The sequence below is a fragment of the Sphingopyxis sp. PET50 genome, assembly GCF_025244705.1.
Taxonomy (GTDB): domain Bacteria; phylum Pseudomonadota; class Alphaproteobacteria; order Sphingomonadales; family Sphingomonadaceae; genus Sphingopyxis.
The window spans coordinates 1,054,148-1,077,052 of the sequence record NZ_CP104207.1; the positions used below are offsets into that span (position 1 = coordinate 1,054,148).

At 65.6% G+C, this 22,905-nt stretch carries 20 protein-coding genes, 1 tRNA gene and 4 pseudogenes; 15 read left to right on the forward strand and 10 right to left on the reverse strand.

The genetic code is table 11. From position 1 onward, the window contains the following. Positions 1-172: 172 nt before the first annotated feature. Positions 173-1,336 carry a CaiB/BaiF CoA-transferase family protein gene (locus N0A20_RS05440; protein WP_260582957.1) on the reverse strand — a complete coding sequence of 388 codons (1,164 nt, stop codon included), beginning with the start codon at positions 1,334-1,336 and terminating at the stop codon, positions 173-175. A 141-nt stretch (positions 1,337-1,477) separates the two neighbouring features. Here N0A20_RS05440 and N0A20_RS05445 point away from each other — a divergent pair, with 141 nt between their 5' ends. Beyond that, positions 1,478-2,380: a hydroxymethylglutaryl-CoA lyase gene (locus tag N0A20_RS05445; RefSeq protein WP_260582958.1), complete on the forward strand. Its 903-nt coding sequence runs from the start codon at positions 1,478-1,480 to the stop codon at positions 2,378-2,380. Positions 2,381-2,392: 12 nt separating this feature from the next. Here the strand turns inward: N0A20_RS05445 and N0A20_RS05450 are convergent. Both N0A20_RS05450 and folK read right to left on the reverse strand, forming a co-directional pair. Further along, positions 2,393-2,468: transfer RNA gene (locus N0A20_RS05450), tRNA-Lys, on the reverse strand. A gap of 42 nt (positions 2,469-2,510) precedes the next feature. Further along, complete coding sequence (folK, locus tag N0A20_RS05455) at positions 2,511-3,032, reverse strand: 2-amino-4-hydroxy-6-hydroxymethyldihydropteridine diphosphokinase (protein WP_260582959.1); 522 nt, start codon at positions 3,030-3,032, stop codon at positions 2,511-2,513. Between the two features lie 23 nt (positions 3,033-3,055). On the opposite strand from folK, the pseudogene N0A20_RS05460 reads away from it, so the two are divergent. After that, positions 3,056-3,746 (forward strand): annotated as a pseudogene (locus tag N0A20_RS05460) (uracil-DNA glycosylase). Here N0A20_RS05460 and N0A20_RS05465 read toward each other — a convergent pair. Together N0A20_RS05465 and N0A20_RS05470 are read right to left on the reverse strand one after the other, a co-directional pair. After that, positions 3,707-4,183: an RNA pyrophosphohydrolase gene (locus tag N0A20_RS05465; RefSeq protein ID WP_260582960.1), complete on the reverse strand. Its 477-nt coding sequence runs from the start codon at positions 4,181-4,183 to the stop codon at positions 3,707-3,709. The pseudogene N0A20_RS05460 and the gene N0A20_RS05465 overlap by 40 nt on opposite strands. Then, positions 4,180-5,127, reverse strand: coding sequence for an alpha/beta hydrolase (locus N0A20_RS05470; protein ID WP_260582961.1), 948 nt, complete (start codon positions 5,125-5,127; stop codon positions 4,180-4,182). The genes N0A20_RS05465 and N0A20_RS05470 overlap by 4 nt, the downstream gene beginning before the upstream one ends. Positions 5,128-5,336: 209 nt before the next feature. Here N0A20_RS05470 and N0A20_RS05475 point away from each other — a divergent pair, with 209 nt between their 5' ends. The 6 genes and pseudogenes from N0A20_RS05475 to N0A20_RS05500 all read left to right on the forward strand — a co-directional run bounded on the left by N0A20_RS05475 (position 5,337) and on the right by N0A20_RS05500 (position 12,336). After that, complete coding sequence (locus N0A20_RS05475; RefSeq protein WP_260582962.1) at positions 5,337-7,199, forward strand: 2-oxoacid:acceptor oxidoreductase subunit alpha; 1,863 nt, start codon at positions 5,337-5,339, stop codon at positions 7,197-7,199. Between the two features lie 121 nt (positions 7,200-7,320). Then, a pseudogene (locus N0A20_RS05480) lies at positions 7,321-8,359 on the forward strand (2-oxoacid:ferredoxin oxidoreductase subunit beta). A 56-nt stretch (positions 8,360-8,415) separates the two neighbouring features. Beyond that, positions 8,416-8,811 (forward strand): GxxExxY protein, encoded by a 396-nt coding sequence (locus tag N0A20_RS05485; RefSeq protein WP_260582963.1) that lies wholly within the window; start codon positions 8,416-8,418, stop codon positions 8,809-8,811. A 78-nt stretch (positions 8,812-8,889) separates the two neighbouring features. Further along, entirely contained in the window at positions 8,890-9,828 is a 939-nt protein-coding gene (locus N0A20_RS05490; protein WP_260582964.1) for a metal-dependent hydrolase, read from the forward strand. 143 nt (positions 9,829-9,971) lie between these two features. Further along, a pseudogene (locus tag N0A20_RS05495) lies at positions 9,972-11,253 on the forward strand (class I SAM-dependent methyltransferase). Between the two features lie 120 nt (positions 11,254-11,373). Next, a complete protein-coding gene (locus N0A20_RS05500) occupies positions 11,374-12,336 on the forward strand; it encodes a serine hydrolase domain-containing protein (RefSeq protein ID WP_260582965.1) in 963 nt (320 codons plus the stop codon). Between the two features lie 336 nt (positions 12,337-12,672). On the opposite strand, the gene N0A20_RS05505 is transcribed toward N0A20_RS05500, so the two are convergent. The 3 genes from N0A20_RS05505 to purF all read right to left on the reverse strand — a co-directional run bounded on the left by N0A20_RS05505 (position 12,673) and on the right by purF (position 15,327). Beyond that, the gene (locus tag N0A20_RS05505; protein WP_260582966.1) at positions 12,673-13,068 is read right to left on the reverse strand and encodes a hypothetical protein; all 396 of its coding nucleotides are present in this window, start codon (positions 13,066-13,068) and stop codon (positions 12,673-12,675) included. Positions 13,069-13,130: 62 nt separating this feature from the next. Beyond that, positions 13,131-13,865 (reverse strand): SDR family NAD(P)-dependent oxidoreductase, encoded by a 735-nt coding sequence (locus N0A20_RS05510; protein WP_260582967.1) that lies wholly within the window; start codon positions 13,863-13,865, stop codon positions 13,131-13,133. A 4-nt stretch (positions 13,866-13,869) separates the two neighbouring features. Beyond that, a complete protein-coding gene (gene purF / locus N0A20_RS05515) occupies positions 13,870-15,327 on the reverse strand; it encodes an amidophosphoribosyltransferase (RefSeq protein WP_260582968.1) in 1,458 nt (485 codons plus the stop codon). Between the two features lie 120 nt (positions 15,328-15,447). Between purF and hisI the strand changes: the two genes are divergently transcribed. The 7 genes and pseudogenes from hisI to N0A20_RS05550 all read left to right on the forward strand — a co-directional run bounded on the left by hisI (position 15,448) and on the right by N0A20_RS05550 (position 21,535). Further along, positions 15,448-15,825, forward strand: a complete 378-nt coding sequence (gene hisI, locus N0A20_RS05520) for a phosphoribosyl-AMP cyclohydrolase (protein ID WP_260582969.1) — start codon at positions 15,448-15,450, stop codon at positions 15,823-15,825. Next, positions 15,812-16,339: a hypothetical protein gene (locus tag N0A20_RS05525; protein ID WP_260582970.1), complete on the forward strand. Its 528-nt coding sequence runs from the start codon at positions 15,812-15,814 to the stop codon at positions 16,337-16,339. Before hisI ends, N0A20_RS05525 begins: the two co-directional genes overlap by 14 nt. A 64-nt stretch (positions 16,340-16,403) precedes the next feature. Continuing rightward, positions 16,404-16,835 carry a MerR family DNA-binding transcriptional regulator gene (locus N0A20_RS05530; protein ID WP_260582971.1) on the forward strand — a complete coding sequence of 144 codons (432 nt, stop codon included), beginning with the start codon at positions 16,404-16,406 and terminating at the stop codon, positions 16,833-16,835. Positions 16,836-16,899: 64 nt separating this feature from the next. Beyond that, positions 16,900-18,703, forward strand: a pseudogene (locus N0A20_RS05535) (acyl-CoA dehydrogenase C-terminal domain-containing protein). Between the two features lie 577 nt (positions 18,704-19,280). Beyond that, entirely contained in the window at positions 19,281-20,438 is a 1,158-nt protein-coding gene (locus N0A20_RS05540) for a phospholipase D-like domain-containing protein (RefSeq protein WP_260582972.1), read from the forward strand. A gap of 66 nt (positions 20,439-20,504) precedes the next feature. Next, positions 20,505-21,158 (forward strand): toll/interleukin-1 receptor domain-containing protein, encoded by a 654-nt coding sequence (locus N0A20_RS05545; RefSeq protein WP_260582973.1) that lies wholly within the window; start codon positions 20,505-20,507, stop codon positions 21,156-21,158. Further along, positions 21,155-21,535 carry a DUF3617 domain-containing protein gene (locus tag N0A20_RS05550; RefSeq protein ID WP_260582974.1) on the forward strand — a complete coding sequence of 127 codons (381 nt, stop codon included), beginning with the start codon at positions 21,155-21,157 and terminating at the stop codon, positions 21,533-21,535. The genes N0A20_RS05545 and N0A20_RS05550 overlap by 4 nt, the downstream gene beginning before the upstream one ends. On the opposite strand, the gene N0A20_RS05555 is transcribed toward N0A20_RS05550, so the two are convergent. Together N0A20_RS05555 and N0A20_RS05560 are read right to left on the reverse strand one after the other, a co-directional pair. Then, positions 21,536-22,387 (reverse strand): HpcH/HpaI aldolase/citrate lyase family protein, encoded by an 852-nt coding sequence (locus N0A20_RS05555; protein WP_260582975.1) that lies wholly within the window; start codon positions 22,385-22,387, stop codon positions 21,536-21,538. It lies immediately after the preceding gene. Next, positions 22,387-22,797: a MaoC family dehydratase gene (locus N0A20_RS05560; protein ID WP_409574732.1), complete on the reverse strand. Its 411-nt coding sequence runs from the start codon at positions 22,795-22,797 to the stop codon at positions 22,387-22,389. The genes N0A20_RS05555 and N0A20_RS05560 overlap by 1 nt, the downstream gene beginning before the upstream one ends. Positions 22,798-22,905 lie beyond the last annotated feature (108 nt).

Genomic DNA, 22,905 nt, shown 5'->3' on the forward strand with positions numbered 1-22,905 from the left:
GACTCTCGTTTCCGGCAAAGAAGTCTGGCGTTCACGATCTCGCCGGCAACGCAAACCGACTGTGCCCCCCCACCAGCTTCGCTGGTCCCCCTCCCCGTGCCGGGGAGGATCGGCAACGCCCGCACTTCACCGCGAAACCTGTATCGCCCATCATCCACCTGCCTAGCGCGCCTCAGCCCTCCCGCCCCAGCCATCGTTTCAGCACCTCATCCCCATCCTGACCGACGACCAGCGGGGCAGGGCGGCGGACGCTGCCCGGTGTGTCCGACAGTTTCGGGAACACGCCCTGCATCGTGATTTCGCCCAGCTCGGCGTCGGCCACCGTCACCAGCGCCTCGCGTGCAGCGAAATGCGGATCGGCCATCATGTCCTCGGCGTCATAGACGCGCCCCGCGGGCACCGCCGCATCGACCATCCTGGTCTCCAGTTCGGCGATGGTCAGCGTGCTCGTCCATTCGCCGATCAGCGCGTCGAGCTCCTCCTGCCGTTCCCCGCGCGCGCGGTGCGTCGCGTAGCGCGGGTCGCTCGCCAGTTCGGGCTGCCCCATCGCCGCCGCCAGCCGCGCGAAGACGCCGTCCTGGTTGGCGCCGATCAGATATTCGCCATCCCGGCACGGATAGACGTTCGACGGTGCGATCGCGGGCAGGGTCGATCCGGTCCGTCGCCGCTTGGTGCCGCTCGCCGAATAATCCGACACGGTCGATTCCATCACCTGCAGCACCGCCTCGTACAGCGCCGAATCGACGACCTGGCCTTCGCCGGTCTTGCCGCGATGATGGAGTGCCGCGAGGGCGCCCAGGCAGCCGTAAGTGGCCGCCAGCGTGTCGCCGATCGACACCCCCATGCGCGCGGGCGGCAGCTCGGGATAGCCGACGATGCCGCGCCATCCGCCCATCGCCTCGCCGATCCCGCCGAACCCCGCGCGCGACGAATAGGGACCGGTCTGGCCGTATCCCGACACGCGCACGACGATAAGGCCGGGATTGGCCTTGCGCAGTTCGGCCGGGTCGAGATTCCATTTCTCCAGCGTGCCGGGGCGAAAATTCTCGATCAATATGTCGGCCTTGGCGATCAGTTCGCGCGCCAGTTGCTGGCCCTCTTCGCCGCGCAAATCGAGCGCGACCGAATATTTGTTGCGCGCGATGACGCGCCACCAGCTTGGGCGCTCGCCCTGGCCCCAGTTGCGCATCTGGTCGCCGCCCTCCGGCGGTTCGAGCTTGACGATCTCGGCGCCCATGTCGCCGAGCAACTGGCCGCAAAAGGGGCCCGCGATCAGTTGCCCCATTTCGACGACCCGGATGCCCTCCAGCGCTCCCCCGCCGCCTGCGTTCACCATAATCATTCCCTTCGGGCGTGTCTTTCGCATAGAAACGGGCCGCATACGGTCCGGCATCCCGATCCCTGTGGCCATAATATACTTAGAATGCTATGTAATTATCAACCGCAATCTCGGATATGCGCGAAGATAGGCAAGATCGTGAAGCGAAACAGCATCGAAATCGTCGAAGTCGGCCCCCGCGACGGCCTGCAGAATGAATCGCTCGCGGTCGCCACCGCCGACAAGCTCGCGCTGATCGAACGCGCCATCGCCTATGGCGCGCGCCGCATCGAGGTGACCAGCTTCGTCAACCCGAAAAAGGTCCCGCAACTCGCCGACGCCGAGGATCTGGCCCTGGGGCTCCCCGATCGCGACGACGTCACCTACATCGGCCTCGTCCTCAACCGGCGCGGCGCCGAACGTGCGCTCGCGATGGGCCGGATCGACGAACTCGGCGCGGTCTGCGTCACCAGCGACAGCTTCGGCATCCGCAACCAGGGCCAGAGCGCCGACGATTCGCTCGCTGCCGCGATCGACATCGTCGCGCTCGCGAAATCGGCGGGCCGCAGCAGCCAGATCACCATCGCCACCGCCTTCGGCTGCCCGTTCGAGGGCGAGATCGCGCTCACCCGCGTCGTCGAAATAGCGAAACGCGCCGCCGATGCTGGCCCGCGCGAAATCGCGCTCGCCGACACCATCGGCGTCGGCGTTCCCTCACAGGTCGCCGAAACGGTCGGCCGCGTGCGCGAGGCCGTCGGCGATCTCCCCGTTCGCGTTCATTTCCACAACACGCGCAACACGGGCCTTGCCAATGTCTGGGCGGCGGTCGCCGAGGGTGCTGCCACGGTCGACGCCTCGCTCGGCGGTCTCGGAGGCTGTCCCTTCGCTCCCGGCGCGGCGGGCAATGTCCCGACCGAGGATGTCGTCTACATGCTCGAACGCGGCGGCGTGGCGACGCGGCTGGATCTGTCCGCCGTCATCGATGCCGCGTCGTGGCTCACCGGTGTCATGGGCCGCCCATTGCCCGCAATGGTCAGCAAGGCGCCGATATTTCCTGGGTGACGAAAGGTGAAGTGGTGAGCCCTGCTGGGTTCGAACCAGCGACCTACTGATTAAAAGTCAGTTGCTCTACCGACTGAGCTAAGGGCCCATCGCGGCGCTGCGGAGGGCGCCCTCGAAGTGAGCCGCCGCCCTAGTGCGCCGATGCGCTGCGGTCAACCGGCTTTGCCCGTACAAGCTGTGCGGCAAGCTGGCGGACGGTGCGGCCGAGCAGCGGGTGCGGCCAGCCGGGCGCGACCGCGCGCAAGGGGCCGAGCACGAAGGCGCGCGTCGCCATCGCGGGGTGCGGGATGGTCAGCGCGCCATCGCTCCACGCCCCGCCCGACCAGAGCAGGATATCGAGGTCGAGCGTGCGCGCGCTCCAGCGCTGGCCGGTGCGGCGGCCGAATGCGGCTTCGATTGTCTGGAGCCGGTCGAGCATCTCGGGCGGCGACAGCGGCGAGGCGACGAGCGCGACGGCGTTGGCGTAGCGCCGCCGCGAGGGGCCGACGGGGTCGCTCGCGATGATCGGACTCGCATCGACCGGCTCGATATCGTCGCTTTCGAGCGCGGCGAGCGCCGCCAGCAGCACCCTGCGCGGATCGCCGAAGCGCGCGTGGCGGCGGTTCGAGCCGAGGCCGATGGCGTAAAGGGGCAGGGGCGTTGCATTTGCCATGCGCGAGCGCCTAACGCAGCGCGGTGGAGATTGACAGCCCCTTGCCCGGCACCGAGCCGCCGCGCGATTGCCTGCGCTGTCCGCGGCTGGTCGCGTTCCGCGAGCAATGCCGCGCCGAATATCCGGACTGGTGGAATGCGCCGGTCTATGCGTTCGGTGATCCGGACGCTTGGCTGGCGCTCGCCGGTCTCGCCCCCGGCAAGCACGGCGCCAACCGCACCGGACGGCCTTTTACCGGCGACTATGCCGGCGACCTGCTGTTCGCGACGCTCGCCGAATTCGGCTTCACTCGGGGCTGCTACGATGCGCGGATCGACGATGGCCTGACCCTCGACGGCGCGATCATCGTCAACAGCGTCAAATGCCTGCCGCCGCAGAACAAGCCGGCGCCGAAGGAAATTGCCGCCTGCCGCCCCTTTTTCGAAAAACAGATGGCGGTGTTGCCCAAGATGCGCGTCGTCATCGCGCTCGGCAAGATTGCGCATGACGCGGCGGTTCGGTCGTTCGGCGGAAGGTTGGCGGCCTATCCTTTTGCGCATGGCGCAGTTCACCTGCTGCCCGCTCGGCTCCCATCTTGTCGATAGCTACCATTGCTCGCGCTACAACACGAATACCGGGCGACTGACGCCCGAAATGTTCCGCGACGTCTTTCGGGCGGCGGTGGCGCTCCGCGATCAGACCAGCGGCCCGAATTCCTCGACCAATCCGCGATAAAGCACCCGCTTGAACGGCACGATCAGCTTCTCGATCTCATCGAGCTGGGCCCAGCGCCAGGCGCGGAATTCCTGGTGCTTTGTGTGAATGTTGACGTCGCTGTCTTGCCCCATGAAGCGCATCAGGAACCAGTGCTGGCGTTGCCCGCGATATCGGCCGCCCCACATCTTGCCAATCAGATGATCGGGCAGGTCATAGAAATATTCCTCGCGGCTGCGCGCGATGATCTCGACCAGCCCGCCATGCACGCCGGTTTCCTCGCCCAGTTCGCGGATCGCCGCCTCTTCGGCACTCTCGCCGGGGTCGATCCCGCCTTGCGGCATCTGCCACGCCTCGCTCGTCGTATCGAGCCGCTGGCCGACGAAAACGCGGCCGTCGCGGTTCGCGAGCATCACGCCCGCGCAGGGGCGATAGGGAAGGGTGCTGTGGTCGATCATGCCGCCGCGGCCGCCTCGGCGACCAGCGCCTTCAGGATCGTCAGCGCGCCCTTGATGTCGTCCTTCGCGCTCGGGATCGCCTGCGACAGGTTGATATAGCCGTGGATCGTTCCCGCGCCTTCGCGATAGACGGTGGTCACCCCGGCCTCGACCAGCTTCGCCGCATAGGCGCGGCCCTGGTCGCGCAGCGGGTCCAGCCCCGCGGTCACCAGCACCGTCGCCGGCAGGCCCTCGGCCGGAAAATCGAGCGGCGAGGCGCGATAGTCGGCCGGATCGGCGGCATAATGATTGCCGAACCAGGTCATGCTGCCCTCGGTGAGCAAATGCCCTTCGCCGAAATCGCGATAGCTCTGCCAGTCGTCGTGCGTCGTCACCGCGGGATAGATGGGATGGATCGCCAGCACCGGCTTCGACGCCGGTTTGTCGCGCAGCGTCAGCGCCGTGACGATGGTCAAATTGCCGCCCGCGCTCTCGCCCGCCAGCACCAGCCCGGTGCACGGCACATTGTCTGCGACCCAGCGCGTCGCCGCTTCGCAATCCTCGGGCGCGGCAGGGAAGGGATGCTCGGGCGCCAGCCGGTAATCGACCGCGATCACCGGCAGATCGAGCTGGCGCGCCGCCTCGGCACACCAGCCGTCGTGCGTGTCGAGGTCGCCGATCACCCAGCCGCCGCCGTGGTAAAAGACCAGCACCGGTCCCACGTCGCGATCGGGGCGATTGTCATAGAGGCGGATCGGAATGTCGCCCGCCGGGCCGGGAATGACGCGATCCTCGACATGCGCGATCTCGCCCCGCGGGCTGTCGGCCATCTGCGTCATCACCCGGAACATCTCGCGCGCACCCTCTGCGGGCAGTTCCTCCATCTTCGGACCTTCCTGCGCGTTCAGGAAGGCAAGAAAGGCCGCCACATCGGGGCGGGTATAATGGGTGGTGCCGTCGGTCATCCTGTGGGTCCCTTTTGCTCTTTGCGCGTTTGTTGTTGCCGCTGCTATTCGGCATCGGCGGCGATAATTCAATGGCAATTGACAACCGATCGGGCGGGCATTCGCGCGCTTGTCCTTTGCAGCGCACAATTTTTTCTGAATTGCGGCTTTGGCGCGAGGGGCCTAGGCCAAAGTGACAGGTTCGCAAGATTCAAAGGCAGATACAGAAAATGGCGACAGCGGTAGAGGACCGGGCCGACGAGCGGCAGTCCCCCCTTTCCGACGCAGTGGTGGTTCGATTTGCAGGCGACAGTGGCGACGGGATGCAGCTGACCGGCGGTCAGTTCACTCTTTCGTCGGCGCTCGCGGGCAACGACTTTGCGACCTTCCCCGACTTTCCGGCCGAGATTCGCGCGCCGCAGGGGACGCTCTTCGGTGTCTCAGCCTTCCAGATCAATTTCGGCTCGTCGGCGATCGAGACCGCGGGCGACGCCCCCGATGTGCTCGTCGCGATGAACCCGGCGGCGCTGAAAACCAATGTTCCGGCGCTCAAGCAGGGTGGCCTCATCATCGCCGACGAGGGCGAGTTCAACGACCGCAACCTAGCCAAGGCGAAATATGACGGCAATCCGCTCGAGGACGGCAGCCTCGCGAAATGGCAGCTTCTGAAGCTCAACATCAGCCAGCTCACCATGGATGCGGTCAAGCCCTTCGGGCTCGGCAACAAGGAAGCCTTGCGCTGCAAGAATATGTGGACGCTGGGGCTCGCGCTCTGGATGTTCGACCGCGACCGCCAGCCGCTGATCGACTGGCTCGAGGCGAAATTCGCCAAGGATCCGAACCTCGCCGCCGCGAACGTCGCCGCGCTCAACGCGGGTCACGCCTATGGCGAGACCGCTGAACTCGCTGGGCCGCTTAAGCAGCATCATGTCGATCCCGCGCCCGTTGCGCCGGGCCTGTACCGCACGCTGACCGGTGCCGAGGGTGTTGCGCTCGGCCTTGTCGCGGGCGCACAGCTTGCGAAGCTGCCGATGTTCTTCGGCGGCTATCCGATCACGCCCGCGTCGGCGATCCTGCATCACCTGTCGCGGCTCAAGGAATATGACGTCACGACCTTCCAGGCCGAGGACGAAATCGCCGCCATCTGTTCGGCGATCGGCGCGAGCTACGGCGGCGCGCTTGGCGTGACCAGCTCGTCGGGGCCCGGCATCGCGCTGAAGGGCGAGGCGATGGGCCTCGCGATCATGACCGAGCTGCCGCTCGTCATTGTCAATTCGCAGCGCGGCGGCCCCTCGACCGGCCTGCCGACCAAGACCGAACAGTCGGACCTCTATCAGGCGGTCTACGGCCGCAACGGCGACGCGCCGATGCCGGTCATCGCCGCCCGCTCGCCCGGCGACGCGTTCGAATGCGCGATCGAGGCGGTGCGCATCGCGGTCCAGTATATGACCCCGGTGATGCTGCTCACCGACGGCTATATCGCCAACGCCGCCGAACCCTGGGCGGTTCCCGACCTTACCAGCCATGCGGATTTCCCGGTCCAGTTCCTGACCGAGGTGCCCGAGGGCGGCTTCAAGCCTTATGGCCGCGACGAAAAGCTCGCGCGCCCGTGGGTCAAGCCCGGCACCCCCGGCCTGCTCCACCGCATCGGCGGGATCGAGAAGGAGGTCGACACCGGCCACATCAACTATGCGCCCGCCAACCACCAGGCGATGACCGACATCCGCAAGGACAAGATCGACGGCATCAAGGTGCCCGGCCAACTCGTCGAACTCGGCGCCGAGGGCGGCAGGCTCGCAGTCGTCGGCTGGGGCTCGACCTTCGGCCCGATTCACCAGGCGGTGCGCCGCAAGCGCGCCGAGGGGGCGGACGTCAGCCATATCCACATCCGCCACATCTGGCCGCTGCCCGCCAATCTCGGCGACCTGCTCAAGAGCTATGACAGGGTGATCGTGCCCGAAATGAACACCGGCCAATTGAAGACCGTGCTGCGCGACCAGTATCTGGTTGACGCCAAGCCGGTGAACAAGGTGTCGGGCCAGCCCTTCACCATCGCCGAAATCGAAGCCGCGATCGAGGAGGCGCTGCAATGATGACGCCCACTCTTTTTCCGTTCGTCCTGAGCTTGTCGAAGGACCGTACTTCCTTTCAACGTCCGCAGAAAAAGACAGCCCTTCGACAAGCTCAGGGCGAACGGGTTTTAGGGATCGCATAATGAACGAGATGACCACCATCGCTCGCCCGACGACGCTCAAGGATTGGGAAACCGATCAGGAAGTCCGCTGGTGCCCCGGCTGCGGCGACTATGCGATCCTGAAGGCGGTGCAGCGCACCATGCCCGAGATCGGCACGACGCCCGAGAACACCGTGTTCGTCAGCGGCATCGGCTGCTCGTCGCGCTTTCCCTATTATATGGAAACCTATGGCTTCCACACGATCCACGGCCGCGCGCCGGCGTTCGCGACGGGGTTGAAGCTCGCCAATCCGGACCTCGACATCTGGATCGTCACCGGCGACGGCGACGGCCTGTCGATCGGCGGCAATCACACGATGCACCTGATCCGCCGCAATCTCGACTGCCAGATCATGCTGTTCAACAACGAGATCTACGGGCTGACCAAGGGGCAATATTCGCCGACCAGCCGCGTCGGCACCTCCAGCCCCTCGACGCCTTACGGCTCGGTCGATCGCCCCGCGCAGCCGGCTGGCCTTCGCGCTCGGCGCCGGCGCCCGCTTCGTCGCGCGCGGCTTCGACGTGTCGAAGGAACTGCCGAACGTGCTGAAGGCTGCCCATGCCCACAAGGGCGCGGCCTTCATCGAGATTTTCCAGAACTGTATCGTCTACAACAAGGATGTGTTCCAGGACTTCGCCGCGCCGAAGGGCGCCGAGGACCGCCAGCTCTGGCTCCAGAACGGCGAACCGATGCTCTTCGCCAAGGGCGCCAAGGGTATCGCGCTCGACAAGGAGGAGCTGCACCTCAAGGTCGTCGACGTGGTCGACGGCGACTGGCAGGCGGCGGGCGTGATCGTCCATGACGTCACCAACCGCAGCGTCGCGCACATGCTCGTCGAAATGCGCTTCGGCGAATTCCCGATGGCGCTCGGCGTCCTCTACGACGACCCGCGCCCGACCTTCGAAGCCGATGTCTGGCGCCAGAACAAGGCCGCGGCGGAGGGCAAGAAGGCGGACCTGCAAAGCCTGCTCAGCAAGGGCCAGACCTGGACGGTGACCGAGGGCGGTCCGGAGCTTTAGCGTCGCGCTAAAAAGAGTTTCGCGCAAAGACGCAAAGACACGAAGGAGGGTGGGGATTGCCGGTCGATATCGAGTCCTTGGCAAATGTCGCGGTCGATTGTGGTTTTCATATCCACCGTGACATCGGGCCAGGGTTGCTGGAATCGGCATATGAATTGCTGCTGGCTGAAAGCCTTGCTTCGCGAGGATTGTCCGTCGAGCGTCAGGTTTCGGTTCCGCTCAGCGCCAATGGCATTGTCATCGACAATGCCTTTCGGGCCGATCTGATTGTCGATCACACGCTGCTCATCGAAGTCAAATCGACCGAGCAGCATGCTCCTGTCCATGCGAAGCAGTTGCTCACCTATCTGCGACTGATGCGCATGCCGCTCGGATTGCTCATGAATTTCGGAACGGCGACCTTCAAGGAAGGAGTTCGCCGCGTCGTGAACAACTATGTCCAAAGTACCTGATTTTCTTTTCTTCTTTGTGCCTTTGCGTCTTTGCGCGAAACAGTTTCTTCTTCTTTTTCTTTCCCAGCGGCGAAAACCATGGACAACCTGACCCACAGCCTCGTCGGTGCCGTGCTCGGCCAGATGGGGCTCAAGAAAAAGACCGGGCTCGCGATGCCGACGCTGATCATCGCCGCGAACCTGCCCGATATCGACGCCGCCTGCACCGTCTATGGCCAGCTTTCGCTGTCGATGCGCCGCGGCATCACCCACGGCCCGATCGCGCTGATCCTGCTGCCGATCCTGCTCTGGGCCGTGATGATTGGCTTCGACCGCTGGCAGACCGGACGCGGCAAGCGCCCCGAAAATCGCTTGGCCGTCCACAAGGGCTGGCTGCTCGCGCTCGCCTATATCGGCTGTCTCAGTCACCCCGCGCTCGACTGGCTCAACAATTACGGCATTCGCCTTCTCGAACCGTTCAGCCATCGCTGGTTCTACGGCGACAGCATCTTCATCATCGACCTGTGGATCTGGATCGCGCTCGGCCTGTCGGTCTGGCTCTCGCTCCGCCGCGAGCGCGCGAAGGTCGCCCGATGGACGCGTCCCGCATGGGTCGGCCTCACGGCAGTGTGCGGCTATATCCTCTTCAACGGGGCGATCACCGGCATTGCCGAGCGCGAGATCGGCGCGGTGCTGCGCGGAGGCGGCCATGCCGACGCGCTCGTCGTCGCCAGCCCGCCGCCGCTGATGTTCTGGAAACGCGACGTCTTCTGGCGCACCGCGGACCGCTACGGCAGCGCAAGCTTCGACATCGGTTCGGGCGGTGAGGTCGATATCACGGGTGCGCCGACGGGAATGGATGACCCGCGCGTCGCGCCGATGGTCGAAGCCAGCCCGGTGGCAAAGGCCTTTCTGTTCTGGTCGCGCATGCCCGTCGCCGGGTTCGACGCCAGGGGCCGCCTGATCCTCTCCGACCAGCGGTTCGGGAACCCGCTCAGCCGTGGGCAGTTTGAACTTATCGTCGAGCCCGTGCCCTGACGGCAGTGTAGGCCAGCCGGTTTCGGGAAACCGACGCGCGGCGAAGACCACGCGCGGTGCCGGTACGGGCGCGGTCGCGCGACGTCATGAAGGCGCACGACAATTGATTGTCAGGCGCGGCGCTTTGCGGCAGTGATGGCACTATGAACACGCATGTCAGGACGGGACGGGGACGACGGCTGCTGCAGGCCGACCGGGCCTTTCGGTCGGGCGGTCTGCTGGCGCGGCTGATGGCGCGCGCGCCCGCGGCTTTCTTTCACGGCCGTCTAGACAAGATCGACGCCGGGCTGGAGCACGGCACGCTCGAAGGCCATTTGCCCGACGACAGCGTGCGGATCCTCGGCGGGCGCGGCAAGGGGCCGGTGGCGGTCGTCCATGTCCACAGTTGGGCGGCGCTGGTGCGCCTCGCGCTCTCCGGGTCGGTCGGCTGGTACCGTGCCTGGGACAATGGCGAATGGTCGTCGCCCGATCCGGTGCCGCTGTTCGACCTGTTCATGCGCAACGGCGAGTCGCTGGGAAATGCGGCGCGCGCGCGCGGGCCGTGGCGCTGGGTCAACCGCACGGCGCATTTCTTCAACCGCAACAGCCGCCGGGGGGCACGGCGAAACATCCACGCCCATTATGATCTGGGCAATGATTTCTATCGCCTGTGGCTCGATGCGGGGATGAATTATTCGAGCGCGCTGTTCACCGACTCCGGCCAGTCGCTCGAAGAGGCGCAGACCGAAAAGCTCGACGCGATCCTCGACCGGCTCGATCTGCGCTCGGGCAGCCGCACTGCTCGAAATCGGCTGCGGCTGGGGCGCGCTCGCCGAACGCGCGGTCGAGCGGCACGATGTGCTCTACACCGGTATCACCCTGTCGTCCGCACAGGCCGAGGTTGCCGACGCGCGGCTGGCGGCGGTCGATCTGTCGGGGCGCGGTACGATCGAACTCTGCGACTATCGAGACGCCAGGGGCCCCTATGACGCGATCGCCAGCGTCGAAATGGTCGAGGCGGTGGGCCAAGCCTATTGGCCCGCCTATCTCGACACGATCGCACGGCTGTTGCGCCCCGGCGGCCGCGCGGCGATCCAGTACATCATGATCGACGATGCGCTGTTCGAACGCTATGCCGCGAGCAGCGATTTCATCCAGGCCTATGTCTTTCCGGGCGGCTGCCTGATCTCCGAAAGCCGGTTCCGCGCGCTGGCCGAGGAACGCGGGCTCGTCTGGCGCGACGTACGCCGCTTCGGGCGCGATTATGCCGAGACGTTGCGGCAATGGCGCGAACGTTTCGACGCCGCGGTCGGCGAAGGCGGGCTGCCGCACGGCTTCGACGAGCGTTTCGTGCGGCTCTGGCGCTATTATCTGCAATATTGCGAGGGGGGCTTTCGCGGCGGCGGCATCGACGTCGCGCAGGTCACGCTCGAAAAACCGGCCTGACAATACCAAACAGGGGAGGATCAGATGCGAAGATTTTTGGCGGCGGCACTGCTGTGCACGGCGACCGGGGGCGCTGCCCTCGCGCAAACCACGACCGACACTCTGCCAAAGGATCTGAATGTGCTGTTCTGGACCCAGGATCAACGCGACGCCGCCTTCCGCACGATGGAGACGATGCCCAAGGTGGTCGTCAACAGGATCGAGGCCGGGGGCAATATCTATCCGCTGCCGCAGGGGCAGCCGATCGACGTCGGAACCGACATCGACGCCTATATGGCGAAACAGCGCAACGCGGGGCTCATCATCGTTCAGGACGGCAAGGTCCGGCTCGAAAAATATGCGCTCGGCTATGGCGCCGCTGACCGCTGGACCAGCTTTTCGGTCGCCAAGAGCTTCACCTCGACCCTCGTCGGGGCGGCGGTGAAGGACGGCTATATCAAGAGCCTCGACGACAAGGTCACGACCTATATCCCGACGCTCAAGGGCTCGGCCTATGACGATGTGTCGGTGCGCCAGCTGCTGACGATGACCTCGGGCGTCAAATGGAACGAGGATTATACCGACCCCAAATCCGACGTCGCGCTGTTCAACCTTCAGAAACCGGTTGCGGGCGAGGATATAACGGTCAGTTATATGAAGACCTTGCCGCGCGAAGCGCCCGCCGGGTCGAAGTGGGTGTACAAGACCGGCGAGACCAATCTGATCGGCGTTTTGGTGTCGAGCGCGACGGGCAAGACGCTGTCGGCCTATCTGTCCGAAAAGATCTGGAAACCCTTCGGCATGGAGCGGGACGCGGTGTGGATGCTCGGCGCCACCGGGCACGAGATCAGCGGCTGCTGCATGTCGGCCAGCCTGAAGGATTATGCGCGCTTCGGCCAGTTCATCCTGAACGGCGGCGTCGCCGACGGAAAGAAGGTGCTGCCCGACGACTGGTTGCCGGCATGGGCACGACCAAACAGGCCGATATCGACTGGCCGGGCCGCGGTTACGGCTATCAATGGTGGACCAATGACGACGGCAGCTTCGCCGCGCAGGGCATTTTCGGGCAGGGGATCTTCATCGATCCCAAACGCAAGCTGGTGATCGCGTCGAACGGCAACTGGCCGACCGCCACCGACCCCGAAGGCGTCGGCGCGGCGCGGGAAGCCTTTTACAAGGCGGTGCAGGCGGCGGTGGACAGGGAAGCGGAATAGCGTCGCTTGTCAGGAATCGGCCTTTTGCCCTCTCCCCTTCAGGGGAGAGGATAGCGCAGCTTGCTCCGTCAGGAGCTAGCGAAGCTTGGAGAGGGGCAAGGCCGCCAGCGTGCGGAAACCCCTCTCAACTCCGGCTAGGCAGCCCTTCGACAAGCTCAGGACTGCCAAGCCTGCGTATCTCTCCCCTGAAGGGGAGAGAACATTATCCAATGGAATAGGGGGCGTGTTACGCCGTCACCGGCTCCGCCATCCCAGTCGCGCGCTGCGCGATCCAGGCCGCCGCCGCGGGCAGCAGCACCGCCAGCGCCATGATCCACCAGGCGTCGGCAAGCGTGATGGCGCGATAGAGCGCGGCGCCGATCACGGCGCCCGCGACAATCCAGCCCGCGCCGTTGCCGCCCGACGCGCGCATCGCGAGCCAGCTTCCGGCGAAAGTCCCGACGAACCACCCGACGATCAGCGCGATCGTCGAGCCGAGCGGGATCAGGATTTCGCCGGTTTCCAGATCATATTCGGCGGGGGACAGGTTGTTTCCCCCGATCTGGAAGAGATAGACAAGGCCGAAGGCGACGACGATGCCAACGATGGTCGCGATGATCGACCGAACAAGTCCCTGGGTCATTTGGGCGCCCTTGTGAAAATCCGTATGGCCGGACCTTCTAGAACGCGAAAGCAAAGATCGCGTTAAGCGTCCGCCATCACCTTGGGCAACGCATGGTAGGCGGTGCTGTCGAACCCGTCGACCATCAGCTGCGCGACGAAGGCACCGACCGCCGCGGGTTCCTTGATGCTCTGCGGATCCTCGCCCGGATAGGCGCGCGCGCGCATCTGGGTGCGGGTGCCGCCGGGGTCGAGGATCGCGGTGCGCACGCCCGAAATATTGCGCATTTCGGCACCATAGCTCGTCACCAGCGTCTCGAATGCCGCCTTGGTCGCGGCATAGGCGCCCCAATAAGCGCGGGGTTCGCGCGCGACACCGGTCGACAGCGCGACCAGCCGGCCGCTCGCGGCGCGGCGCAGCAGCGGGTCGAAATTGGCGATCAGCGCCTGCTGCGCGATCAGGTTGAGCGTCAGCAGCCGGTTGAATTCCTTGCCGTCGATCGCCGCGACCGGGGTCAGCGTGCCGAGCATCGCGGCATTGAGCACCAGCATGTCGAGCTTTTGCCAGCGTTCGGCCATCGCGCTCGCGAGGCGGGCGATGCTGTCGCCGTCGGTGAGGTCGAGCGGTGCGATCGTCGCGCTGCCGCCGGCTTCGTGGATGCGGTCTTCCAGCTCTTCGAGCCCGCCCGCGGTGCGCGCGGTGATGACGACATGGGCACCGCGCGCCGCGAGCGCCTCGGCGATCGCTTCGCCGATCCCGCGGCTCGCCCCGGTGACGAGCGCGACCTGGCCCGCCAGTTTTTCAGACCTGATAGTCATGATGTCAGACAACCCGTTCGGCAAGCAGTGAAAATTGATCTTCCAGACTATGCTCGTCGAAATCGGTCAGCGTCGTCGGATAGTCGCCGGTGAAGCAGGCGTCGCAATATTGCGGCGCGCGGTCGCTGCGCTCGGCCTCGCCCAGCGCGCGGTAGAGCCCGTCGATGGTCAGGAAGGCGAGGCTGTCGGCGTTGATGAAATTCGTCATCTGCCCGATCGTCATCTGCGCCGCCAGCAGCTTGGCGCGCTCGGGCGTGTCGACGCCATAGAAGCAGCTATGCTGGGTCGGCGGGCTGGCGATCCGCATGTGGACTTCGGCGGCGCCGGCATCGCGCATCATCTGGACGATTTTCAGGCTGGTCGTGCCGCGCACGATCGAATCGTCGATCAGCACGATGCGCTTGCCCGCGATCAGCGCCTTGTTGGCGTTGTGCTTCAGCTTCACGCCCAGGTGGCGGACCTTGTCGCCCGGCTGGATGAAGGTGCGTCCGACATAGTGCGACCGGATGATGCCGAGTTCGAACGGGATGCCCGATTCCTGCGCATAGCCGATCGCTGCTGGCGTGCCCGAATCGGGGACGGGGATGACCAGGTCGGCCTCGACGCCATTCTCGCGCGCCAGTTCGGCGCCGATCGCCTTGCGCACCGAATAGACGCTCGTGCCGTCGACGATCGAATCGGGGCGCGAGAAATAGACATATTCGAAGATACACGGGCGCGCGGGACGCTCGGCAAAGGGGCGGTGCGAGGTGAGGGTGCCGTCGCGCACGATCACCAGTTCCCCCGGATCGACCGAGCGGACGAATTCGGCGCCGACGACGTCGAGCGCGACCGTCTCCGACGCCAGGATATGCGCGTCGCCGAGCTTGCCGATGACGAGCGGACGGATGCCGAGCGGATCGCGGCAGCCGATCATGCCCTCGGCGGTCAGGCAGATCAGCGAATAGGCGCCCTCGAGCTGTTTGAGCGCGTCGATGAAGCGGTCGAGCAGGGTGCGATAGTTCGACGTCGCGACGAGGTGGATGATGACCTCGGTATCGCTGGTCGACTGGAAGATCGATCCGCGGCGGACGAGGACCTTCTTCAGCGCCGTGGCGTTGGAAATATTGCCGTTGTGCGCGACCGCGAAGCCGCCGGTCGACAGGTCGGCGTAGAGCGGCTGCACGTTGCGCAGGGCGGTTTCGCCGGTCGTCGAGTAACGGACATGCCCGATCGCCGACGCGCCGCCGAGCTGGCGCATGATATCGTCGCGGTCGAAATTGCCCGCGACATGACCCATTGCGCGGTGGGTGTGGAATTCCTTGCCGTCGAAGGCGGTGATGCCCGCCGCTTCCTGGCCGCGATGCTGGAGCGCATGGAGCCCCAGCGCGACCACCGCGGCGGCGCTCTCGGCGCCATGAATACCAAAGACGCCGCACTCCTCGCGGAGCTTGTCGTCATCGAACGGGTTGGTGGTGAGCATTTTGGTCCAGCTGTGCGGGGCAGTGACTGCGGCGCATATAGGGAGGGGAATCGCGATTGTCGCCCCCCCAATTTGACTCTTGCGTGACAGCGGCCTTCGACCTGCTCTAAAGCGCGCGTCATGACCGATCCCCGCGACAGCATCGACCGTTTCGACCCGCGCTTCGACGCCGCCGGGCTGGTGACCGCGATCGTCACCGATGCCGGCAGCGGGATTTTGCTGATGGTTGCGCATATGAACGCGGAGGCGATCCGGCTGACGCAGGAAACCGGGCAGGCGCATTTCTGGTCGCGCTCGCGCCAGTCGCTTTGGCGCAAGGGCGAGACGTCGGGCAACGGGCTGACCTTGGTCGAGATGCGCGTCGATTGCGATCAGGACGCGCTGCTGCTGCGCGTGACAGCCGGCATGGGACCGGCGTGCCACACCGGGCGGCGCAGCTGTTTCTATCGCCGGGTCGAGCCCGACGGGCGGCTGATCTTTCTCGATGACGATGCATAGGGCCGCGTTCGGACTGGTGCTCCTGCTCGCGGCGTGCGGACGGCCCGCACCCGATGCGGCGGTCGACGAGGACAACCCGCTCGAAACGGCCGCGCGCGAGCGCGGGATCGTGCGGCCCGAGGCGGCCGAGCCCACCGGCGTGTTCGAGCGCCGCCACGATCTGGGGCGCGACGCGATGTGCGTCGTGCCCGACGGCGACGGCAAGTGGCGCTTTGCGCTCACCGCCGCCTTCGGCGCCGGACTGTCGTGCGAGGCGCGCGGGACGATCGTGCGCGACGGCGAAGGGTGGCGGCTCGATTTCGCCGGGGTCGAAGGGTGCAATGCGCTGGTGCATGAGGAGGAGGACGAGCTGCGCCTGCCTGGCAGCCTGCCGTCGCAATGCGACAGCCTGTGCCCGAGCCGGGCGTCACTGTCGGGGCTGCGCCTGCCTCGCGCGAGCTGGTCCGCGGGCGATGCAAAGCGCTTGCGGATGAAGGGGGATGACGGCAATATGACGATGCCGTGCGGCTCCTGATCCGCCGTCCTTTCTCGCCTTTGGCCCGCTTGACGTTCACGTCAACGGAAACTATTCTGCCCCGATGACCGACGATTACGGCCACGCCCATATCGACACGCCCGATCATTTGGGGCGCGAACAGTTCAGCATCACCGATCTGTCGTCCGAATTCGGCGTCACGGCGCGCGCGCTGCGCTTCTATGAGGACGAGGGGCTGATCAGCCCCTCGCGCAAGGGCTTGTCGCGCATCTATTCGAAGCGCGACCGCGCCCGGCTCGCCTGGATCCTGCGCGCCAAGCGCACGGGTTTCAGCCTCGCCGACATTCGCGAGATGATCGACCTTTACGACGTCGGCGACGGGCGCAAGACCCAGCGCCAGGTGACGATCGAGAAATGCCAGCAGCGCATCGCCTTGCTGCGCCGCCAGCGCGACGATATTGACAGCGCTGTAGATGAGCTGTCACGCTTCATCGACATGGTGAAAAAGGTCGACGCCCGCCAGAAGGCGAACTGACCCTTCGATTCCGGCCTCCCCGGCAAAGATGTCATTACCCCTCTGATTTTCGGAAAGATTCCGTATGCCCGTCTATCGCGCTCCCGTCCAAGACACGCTGTTCCTCATCAACGAAGTGCTCGGGATCGAGCGCTATGCGGATCTGCCCGGCTTCGCCAACGCCAGCCCCGACATGGTCGAGGCGGTGCTGACCGAAGCGGGCAAATTCTGCGAGGAAGTGCTGTTCCCGATCAACTATTCGGGCGATCAGGAAGGCTGCACGCGCCACGACGACGGCAGCGTGACGACGCCCAAGGGCTTCAAGGAAGCGTACAAGGCCTATTGCGACGCCGGCTGGACCCTGCTCACCCAGCCCGAAGAATTCGGCGGGCAGGGCCTGCCGCATGTCGTCGGCTTCCCGGTCGAGGAGTTCCGCATGGCCGCGAACCAGGCCTTCTCCATGTATCCGGGGCTGACGCAGGCTGCGGTCGCGGCGATCCTGGTCAAGGGCAGCGACGAGCAGAAGGCGACCTATGTCCCCAAGATGATCTCGGGCGAATGGGGCGGGACGATGAACCTGACCGAGCCGCATTGCGGCACCGACCTCGGCCTCATCCGTACCCGCGCGGTGCCGAACGGCGACGGCAGCTATGCGGTGACCGGCACGAAGATCTTCATCTCGTCGGGCGAGCACGACCTCACCGACAATATCGTCCACCTCGTGCTGGCAAAGACCCCCGACGCGCCCGACAGCGTGAAGGGCATCTCGCTGTTCATCGTGCCCAAGTTTCTCGTCAATGCGGACGGCTCGCTCGGCGCGCGCAACACGCTGCAATGCGGCTCGATCGAGCACAAGATGGGCATCCACGCCAATTCGACCTGCGTGATGAATTACGACGGCGCCACCGGCTGGATGGTCGGCGAGGAGAACAAGGGCCTCGCCGCGATGTTCGTGATGATGAACGCCGCGCGGCTCGGCGTCGGCATCCAGGGGCTGGGGCAGGCCGAAATCGCGTTCCAGAACGCCGTGCAATATGCGCAGGACCGCCGCCAGGGCCGCGCGCTGACCGGCCCCGCCGATCCGCAGGAAAAGGCTGATCCCTTGTTCGTTCACCCCGACGTCCGCCGCATGCTGATGGACGGCAAGGCGACGGTCGAGGGGCTGCGCGCGCTCTGCCTGTGGGGCGCGCTGCAGGTCGACCTCGCGCATGTCGCCGAAACCGAAGAGGAACGCCAGCAGGCCGATGACCTCGTCAGCCTGCTCACCCCCGTCATCAAGGGCTATGGCACCGACAAGGGCTATGAGGTCGCGACCAACGCGCAGCAGGTGTTCGGCGGCCACGGCTACATCGAGGAACAGGGCATGTCGCAATATGTCCGCGATGCCCGCATCACGATGATCTACGAGGGCGCCAACGGCGTTCAGGCGATGGACCTCGTCGGGCGCAAGCTGGCGCAGAACGGCGGCCGCGCGGTGCAGGCACTGTTCGCCGTCGTCGACGGCGAGTGCGTGCGCGCGAAGGCCATTCCCGAACTCGCCGATTTCGCGCAGCGGCTCGAAAAGGCGAATGGCGAGCTCAAGGCCGCGACGATGTGGTTCATGGCGAACGGCATGGCGAACCCGAACAATGTCGGCAGCCGGCGCGCATCACTATATGCATATCATGGGCATCGTCGCGCTGGGTTCGATGTGGCTGATGATGGCCGAAGCGGCGCAGAAGGCGCTGGCCGAGGGCCGCGGCGACAAGGCGTTCCTGGAGGCCAAGCTGGTCACCGCGGGCCATTTCGCCGAACGCTTCATGCCCGACGCGGGCGCGCTCCGCCGAAAGATCGAGGCGGGCAGCGAGGCGATGATGGCGCTGACGCCCGAGCAGTTCCACGCGGCGTGATCGTCGGGCGGGCGCAAGGTCGGCTTTGGGGTGGATATAAGACATTCCCCTCCCTTTTAGGGAGGGGTTAGGGGTGGGTGGCGAGCGTAGCGAGCAAGAGGAAGAGCGCCGCCTTCGGCGGCCACCCACCCCCGGCCCCTCCCTTGCAGGGAGGGGAGAACGAGCGTCCGCTCCCGCCGGAAACCGGTCGATTTCCCTCAGCACAAGCCACCGCCGCAACCAAAAGCATCGCGGCGCGTGTTGGCGATCATGAGCGAGGGCGCGCTTTCCCCGATCGTCGTCGAGGGCCGGAACTGCTGGCGGATCGAACGCGCCGACAAGGCACGGATGATCGTCGATGCCGCCGATTATTATGCGCTGCTCCGGCAACTGATGGACGATGCGAAAGAACGCATCCTGCTCATCGGCTGGGACTTCGATCCGCGCATCCCGCTGTGCCCCGACGACAAGGGGGAGGGGGAGGCGCTCGGTGACTATCTGCTGCGCCTCGCGCACGGCCGCCCCGACCGCGATATCGACATCCTCCGCTGGAATTTCGGCGGGCTCAAACAATTCCTCTCGTGCGGCCATCATCTCGATGATCGCGCGTTGGAAACTCACCCGCTCGATCAGTTTCCGCATGGACAGCGCGCATCCCTTCGGGTGCAGCCATCATCAGAAGGTCGCGGTGTTCGACGACCATCTGGCGGTGTGCGGCGGCATCGACGTCGCCGCGCGCCGCTGGGACACGCGCGATCACCCCGATGCCGATCCGCGCCGGACCGATCCCGACGGCAAGCCCTATATGCCCTGGCACGATTCGACGATGATCCTCGCCGGACCCGTCGGCAATGCGCTCGCCGAGCTCGGCAACGAACGCTGGCAGCGCGCGACGAAGAAGCCGCTACGCGAGGTGAAGGGCGATGGCGAGAACTGGCCTGACGCGCTCGAACCCGATTTCTTCGGCGTTGATGTCGCGATTTCGCGCACCCGCGCCGAATATGACGGTTATGAGGAAATCCGCGAGATCGAGCGGCTCTATCTCGACATGATCGCGGCCGCCAGACGCTTCATCTATTTCGAGAATCAATATTTCACGAGCGCCAGGATCGCCGCGGCGATCGCCGAGCGGCTGAACGAGGACGATCCGCCCGAATTTGTGATGGTGATGCCGAAAACCGCCGACGGCTGGCTGGAACAGATGGCGATGGACGCCGCGCGCGTGCAGCTGGTGCGCGAGATCGCCAAGGCGAAGCACGGCGACCGCCTGCGCGTCTATGTCCCGCACACCGCGGGCGGCGATCCCATTTATGTTCACGCCAAGACGGCGATCGTCGACGACCGGATGATCCGCGTCGGCTCGGCGAACATGAACAACCGCTCGATGGGGCTCGACAGCGAATGCGACGTGACGATCGACGCCGCGCTGCCCGCGAACACCGGGATCGAGCCGAAGATCCGGGCCTTGCGCGAATCGCTGATCGCCGAGCATCTGGGCGCCGAACCCGCGATGGTCGGGCGCCATCATGAAACGACCGGATCGCTGATCGGCGCGATCGAGGCGCTGCGGGGCGACGGGCGCTCGCTCGAACTGCTCGACCTGACCAAACCGGGACCGTTCGACGAATATATCGCCGAGCATGAGCTGCTCGATCCCGAAAGCCCCGACGCGATGTTCGAAGCGATCCCCGAACGCGGGATGCGCAAGAACTGGCACAAGGGGAAGGCGTGGATCAGGCGGATGCGCGGCCGCTGATCGCGCGCCTTTTGCCTGTGACCATCGGCACTTGCGGTGGCGGCGTGCCGCCATATGATGCGACCGATGAGTGACCTCGATACCAGTCCGGGAGCGGGGAGGCGGCTTTCCGCCTTCATCAGCCATCACAGCTCGCAGGTCGCGGTCGCGCGGCGGCTGAAGGGCTTGCTCAGGGAACGCGGCATCGACGGCTGGCTGGCGCCCGACGATATCGCGGCAGGCACCGCTTTTGATCAGGCGATCCTCGACCAGATCGCAAGGTCGGATGCCATCGTCCTGCTTTTCTGCGCGCAATCGGACCAGTCGCGGCATGTGAAGCGCGAGCTGATGCTGGGCGAGGATGGCGACAAGGTGATCCTGCCGGTGCGGCTGGAGGATGTTTCGGCGCAGGGGCTCGCCTATTGGCTCAAGGATTATCAGTGGATCGACTGGTTCGCGGGCGAGGAGCAGGCGGTCGAACGGATCGTCGCGGCGATGACCGGCGCTCCCGCCAAAGCCGCGCGTGCGGCACCGGTACTGGCAGCGGCGCTGGCGCCCCTGCAACGCCCGCATCGCGTCGCCCCCTGCTCCCGGGGCTGGGCGCGGTTGCGTTGGCGGCTCTGGTCGCGGGCGGCTTCTGGTGGATGGGCGGTACCGGAAAGAGCAGTGGCGATCCTAATGCCGCCGTCGCGGACAACCCCATCGAACCCGGCATCTGGACGAGCAAGCGCGAAGTCGTGAAAATCCTGTTCCCGGAGGAAATCGCGCCCGAGTATGAAAAACAGTTCAAGACGCTGTTGGAAACCGATCCCGATCCCGAAGATTGTATCGCGACCGAGGTCGCGGCGAAACCCGACGTCAAGCTCTTCGATCCCGAGAATAACGGGAGCTGTACCATCGGCTCGTTCAAGATGAATGGCGGGCGGATCAGTGGCTATCTGAACTGCAAGATCGCGGGCGATTCCAACGGCAATCTGCAGGTGACGGTGCGTGGGACCTATACCCGCACCAGCATGGAGTTCGACAATATCGTCACCATGCAGACCAGCCAGGGCATGGTCCGTTTCCGCAGCCATGAAACCCAGAAATGGCTTCGCGGGCCGTCCTGTACCGCCTGATCAGTCCGCCAGCGACAGGATGTGCCGCGCCTGCTTGAGGTGCGGGGCATCGACCATCTTGCCGTCGACCTGCAGCACCCCGGCGCCGGGATTGGAGGCGAAGGCGTCGACGATCGCCTGCGCGCGCGCGACCTCTTCGGCGGCGGGGGTGAAGGCGGCGTTGATCGGGCCGACCTGCGACGGGTGGATCGCCATCATGCCGGTAAAGCCGTCGCGCCGCGCGCGCGCCGCATAGGCGGCGAGCCCGGGCTCGTCCTTGATCGCGGGGAAGACGGTGTCGATTGCGGCGGTGCCGGCGGCGTGGGCGGCGAACAGCGTCATCGCGCGTGCGACCTGATAGGGTGCGGTATAGCCGCCGTCGGCCTCGCGGCTCGTCGTGGCGCCGATCGCGGCGGGCAGATCCTCGGCGCCCCAGGTCAGGCCGACGAGCCGGTCCCTCACCTCGCGATAGCTGCCGAGGGTGAAGATCGCGGCGGGGGTTTCGGTCGCGATCGGCAGGATCGGCGGCAGCGAGACATCGCCCGCGGATTCGCTGCGCAGGATCGTGTCGAGCTGCTGGATGCTCGGCGCGCCCTCGGCCTTGGGCAGCATGATCGCGTCGGGGCGGGCACCGACGATCGCCACGACGTCGGCGGCGGTCAGATGACCGTCGAGCGGATTGACGCGCACCAGCGTGATGACCGCGCGTGTCCCCGCCAGATAGTCGGCGATCGCGGCGCGCGCGGCCTCCTTGTTCGCGAGCGACACCGAATCCTCGAGGTCGAGGATGATCGCATCGGCGCCCGACGCGGCGGCCTTGGCGAAGCGTTCGGGGCGGTCGCCGGGGACGAAGAGGAGGGAGCGCAGGCGCATCAGGCGGCCTTCCTCTGGATCAGCGCGGATCGCTCGCACTGGCAAACGATCTCATCGCGCTGGTTGATCGCCTTGTGCAGGAAGGTCACGATTCCCGCATTCGGCCGCGATTTGGACTCCTTGAGCCCGATGACCTCGCTCGTCGCATAAAGCGTGTCGCCGATGAACACCGGCTTGGGCATCACCAGCTTGTCGTACCCCAGGTTCGCGACGAGCGTACCGAGCGTCGTATCGCCGACCGACAGCCCGACCATCAGGCTGAAGGTGAAGGTGCCGTTGACGAGGATCTGCCCGAACTCCGACGCCTTCGCCGCCTCGATGTCGAGGTGCAGGGGCTGCGGATTGTGCGTCATCGTCGTGAACAGCAGATTGTCGGTCTCGGTCACCGTGCGGCGGATGTCGTGCGTCAACGTATCGCCGATCGCCCATTCGTCGAAATATCTGCTTAGCCATAATGAACTCCGTTCGCCCTGAGCTTGTCGAAGGGCCGTTCTTGTCTTGTGACGTTAGAAGGAAGG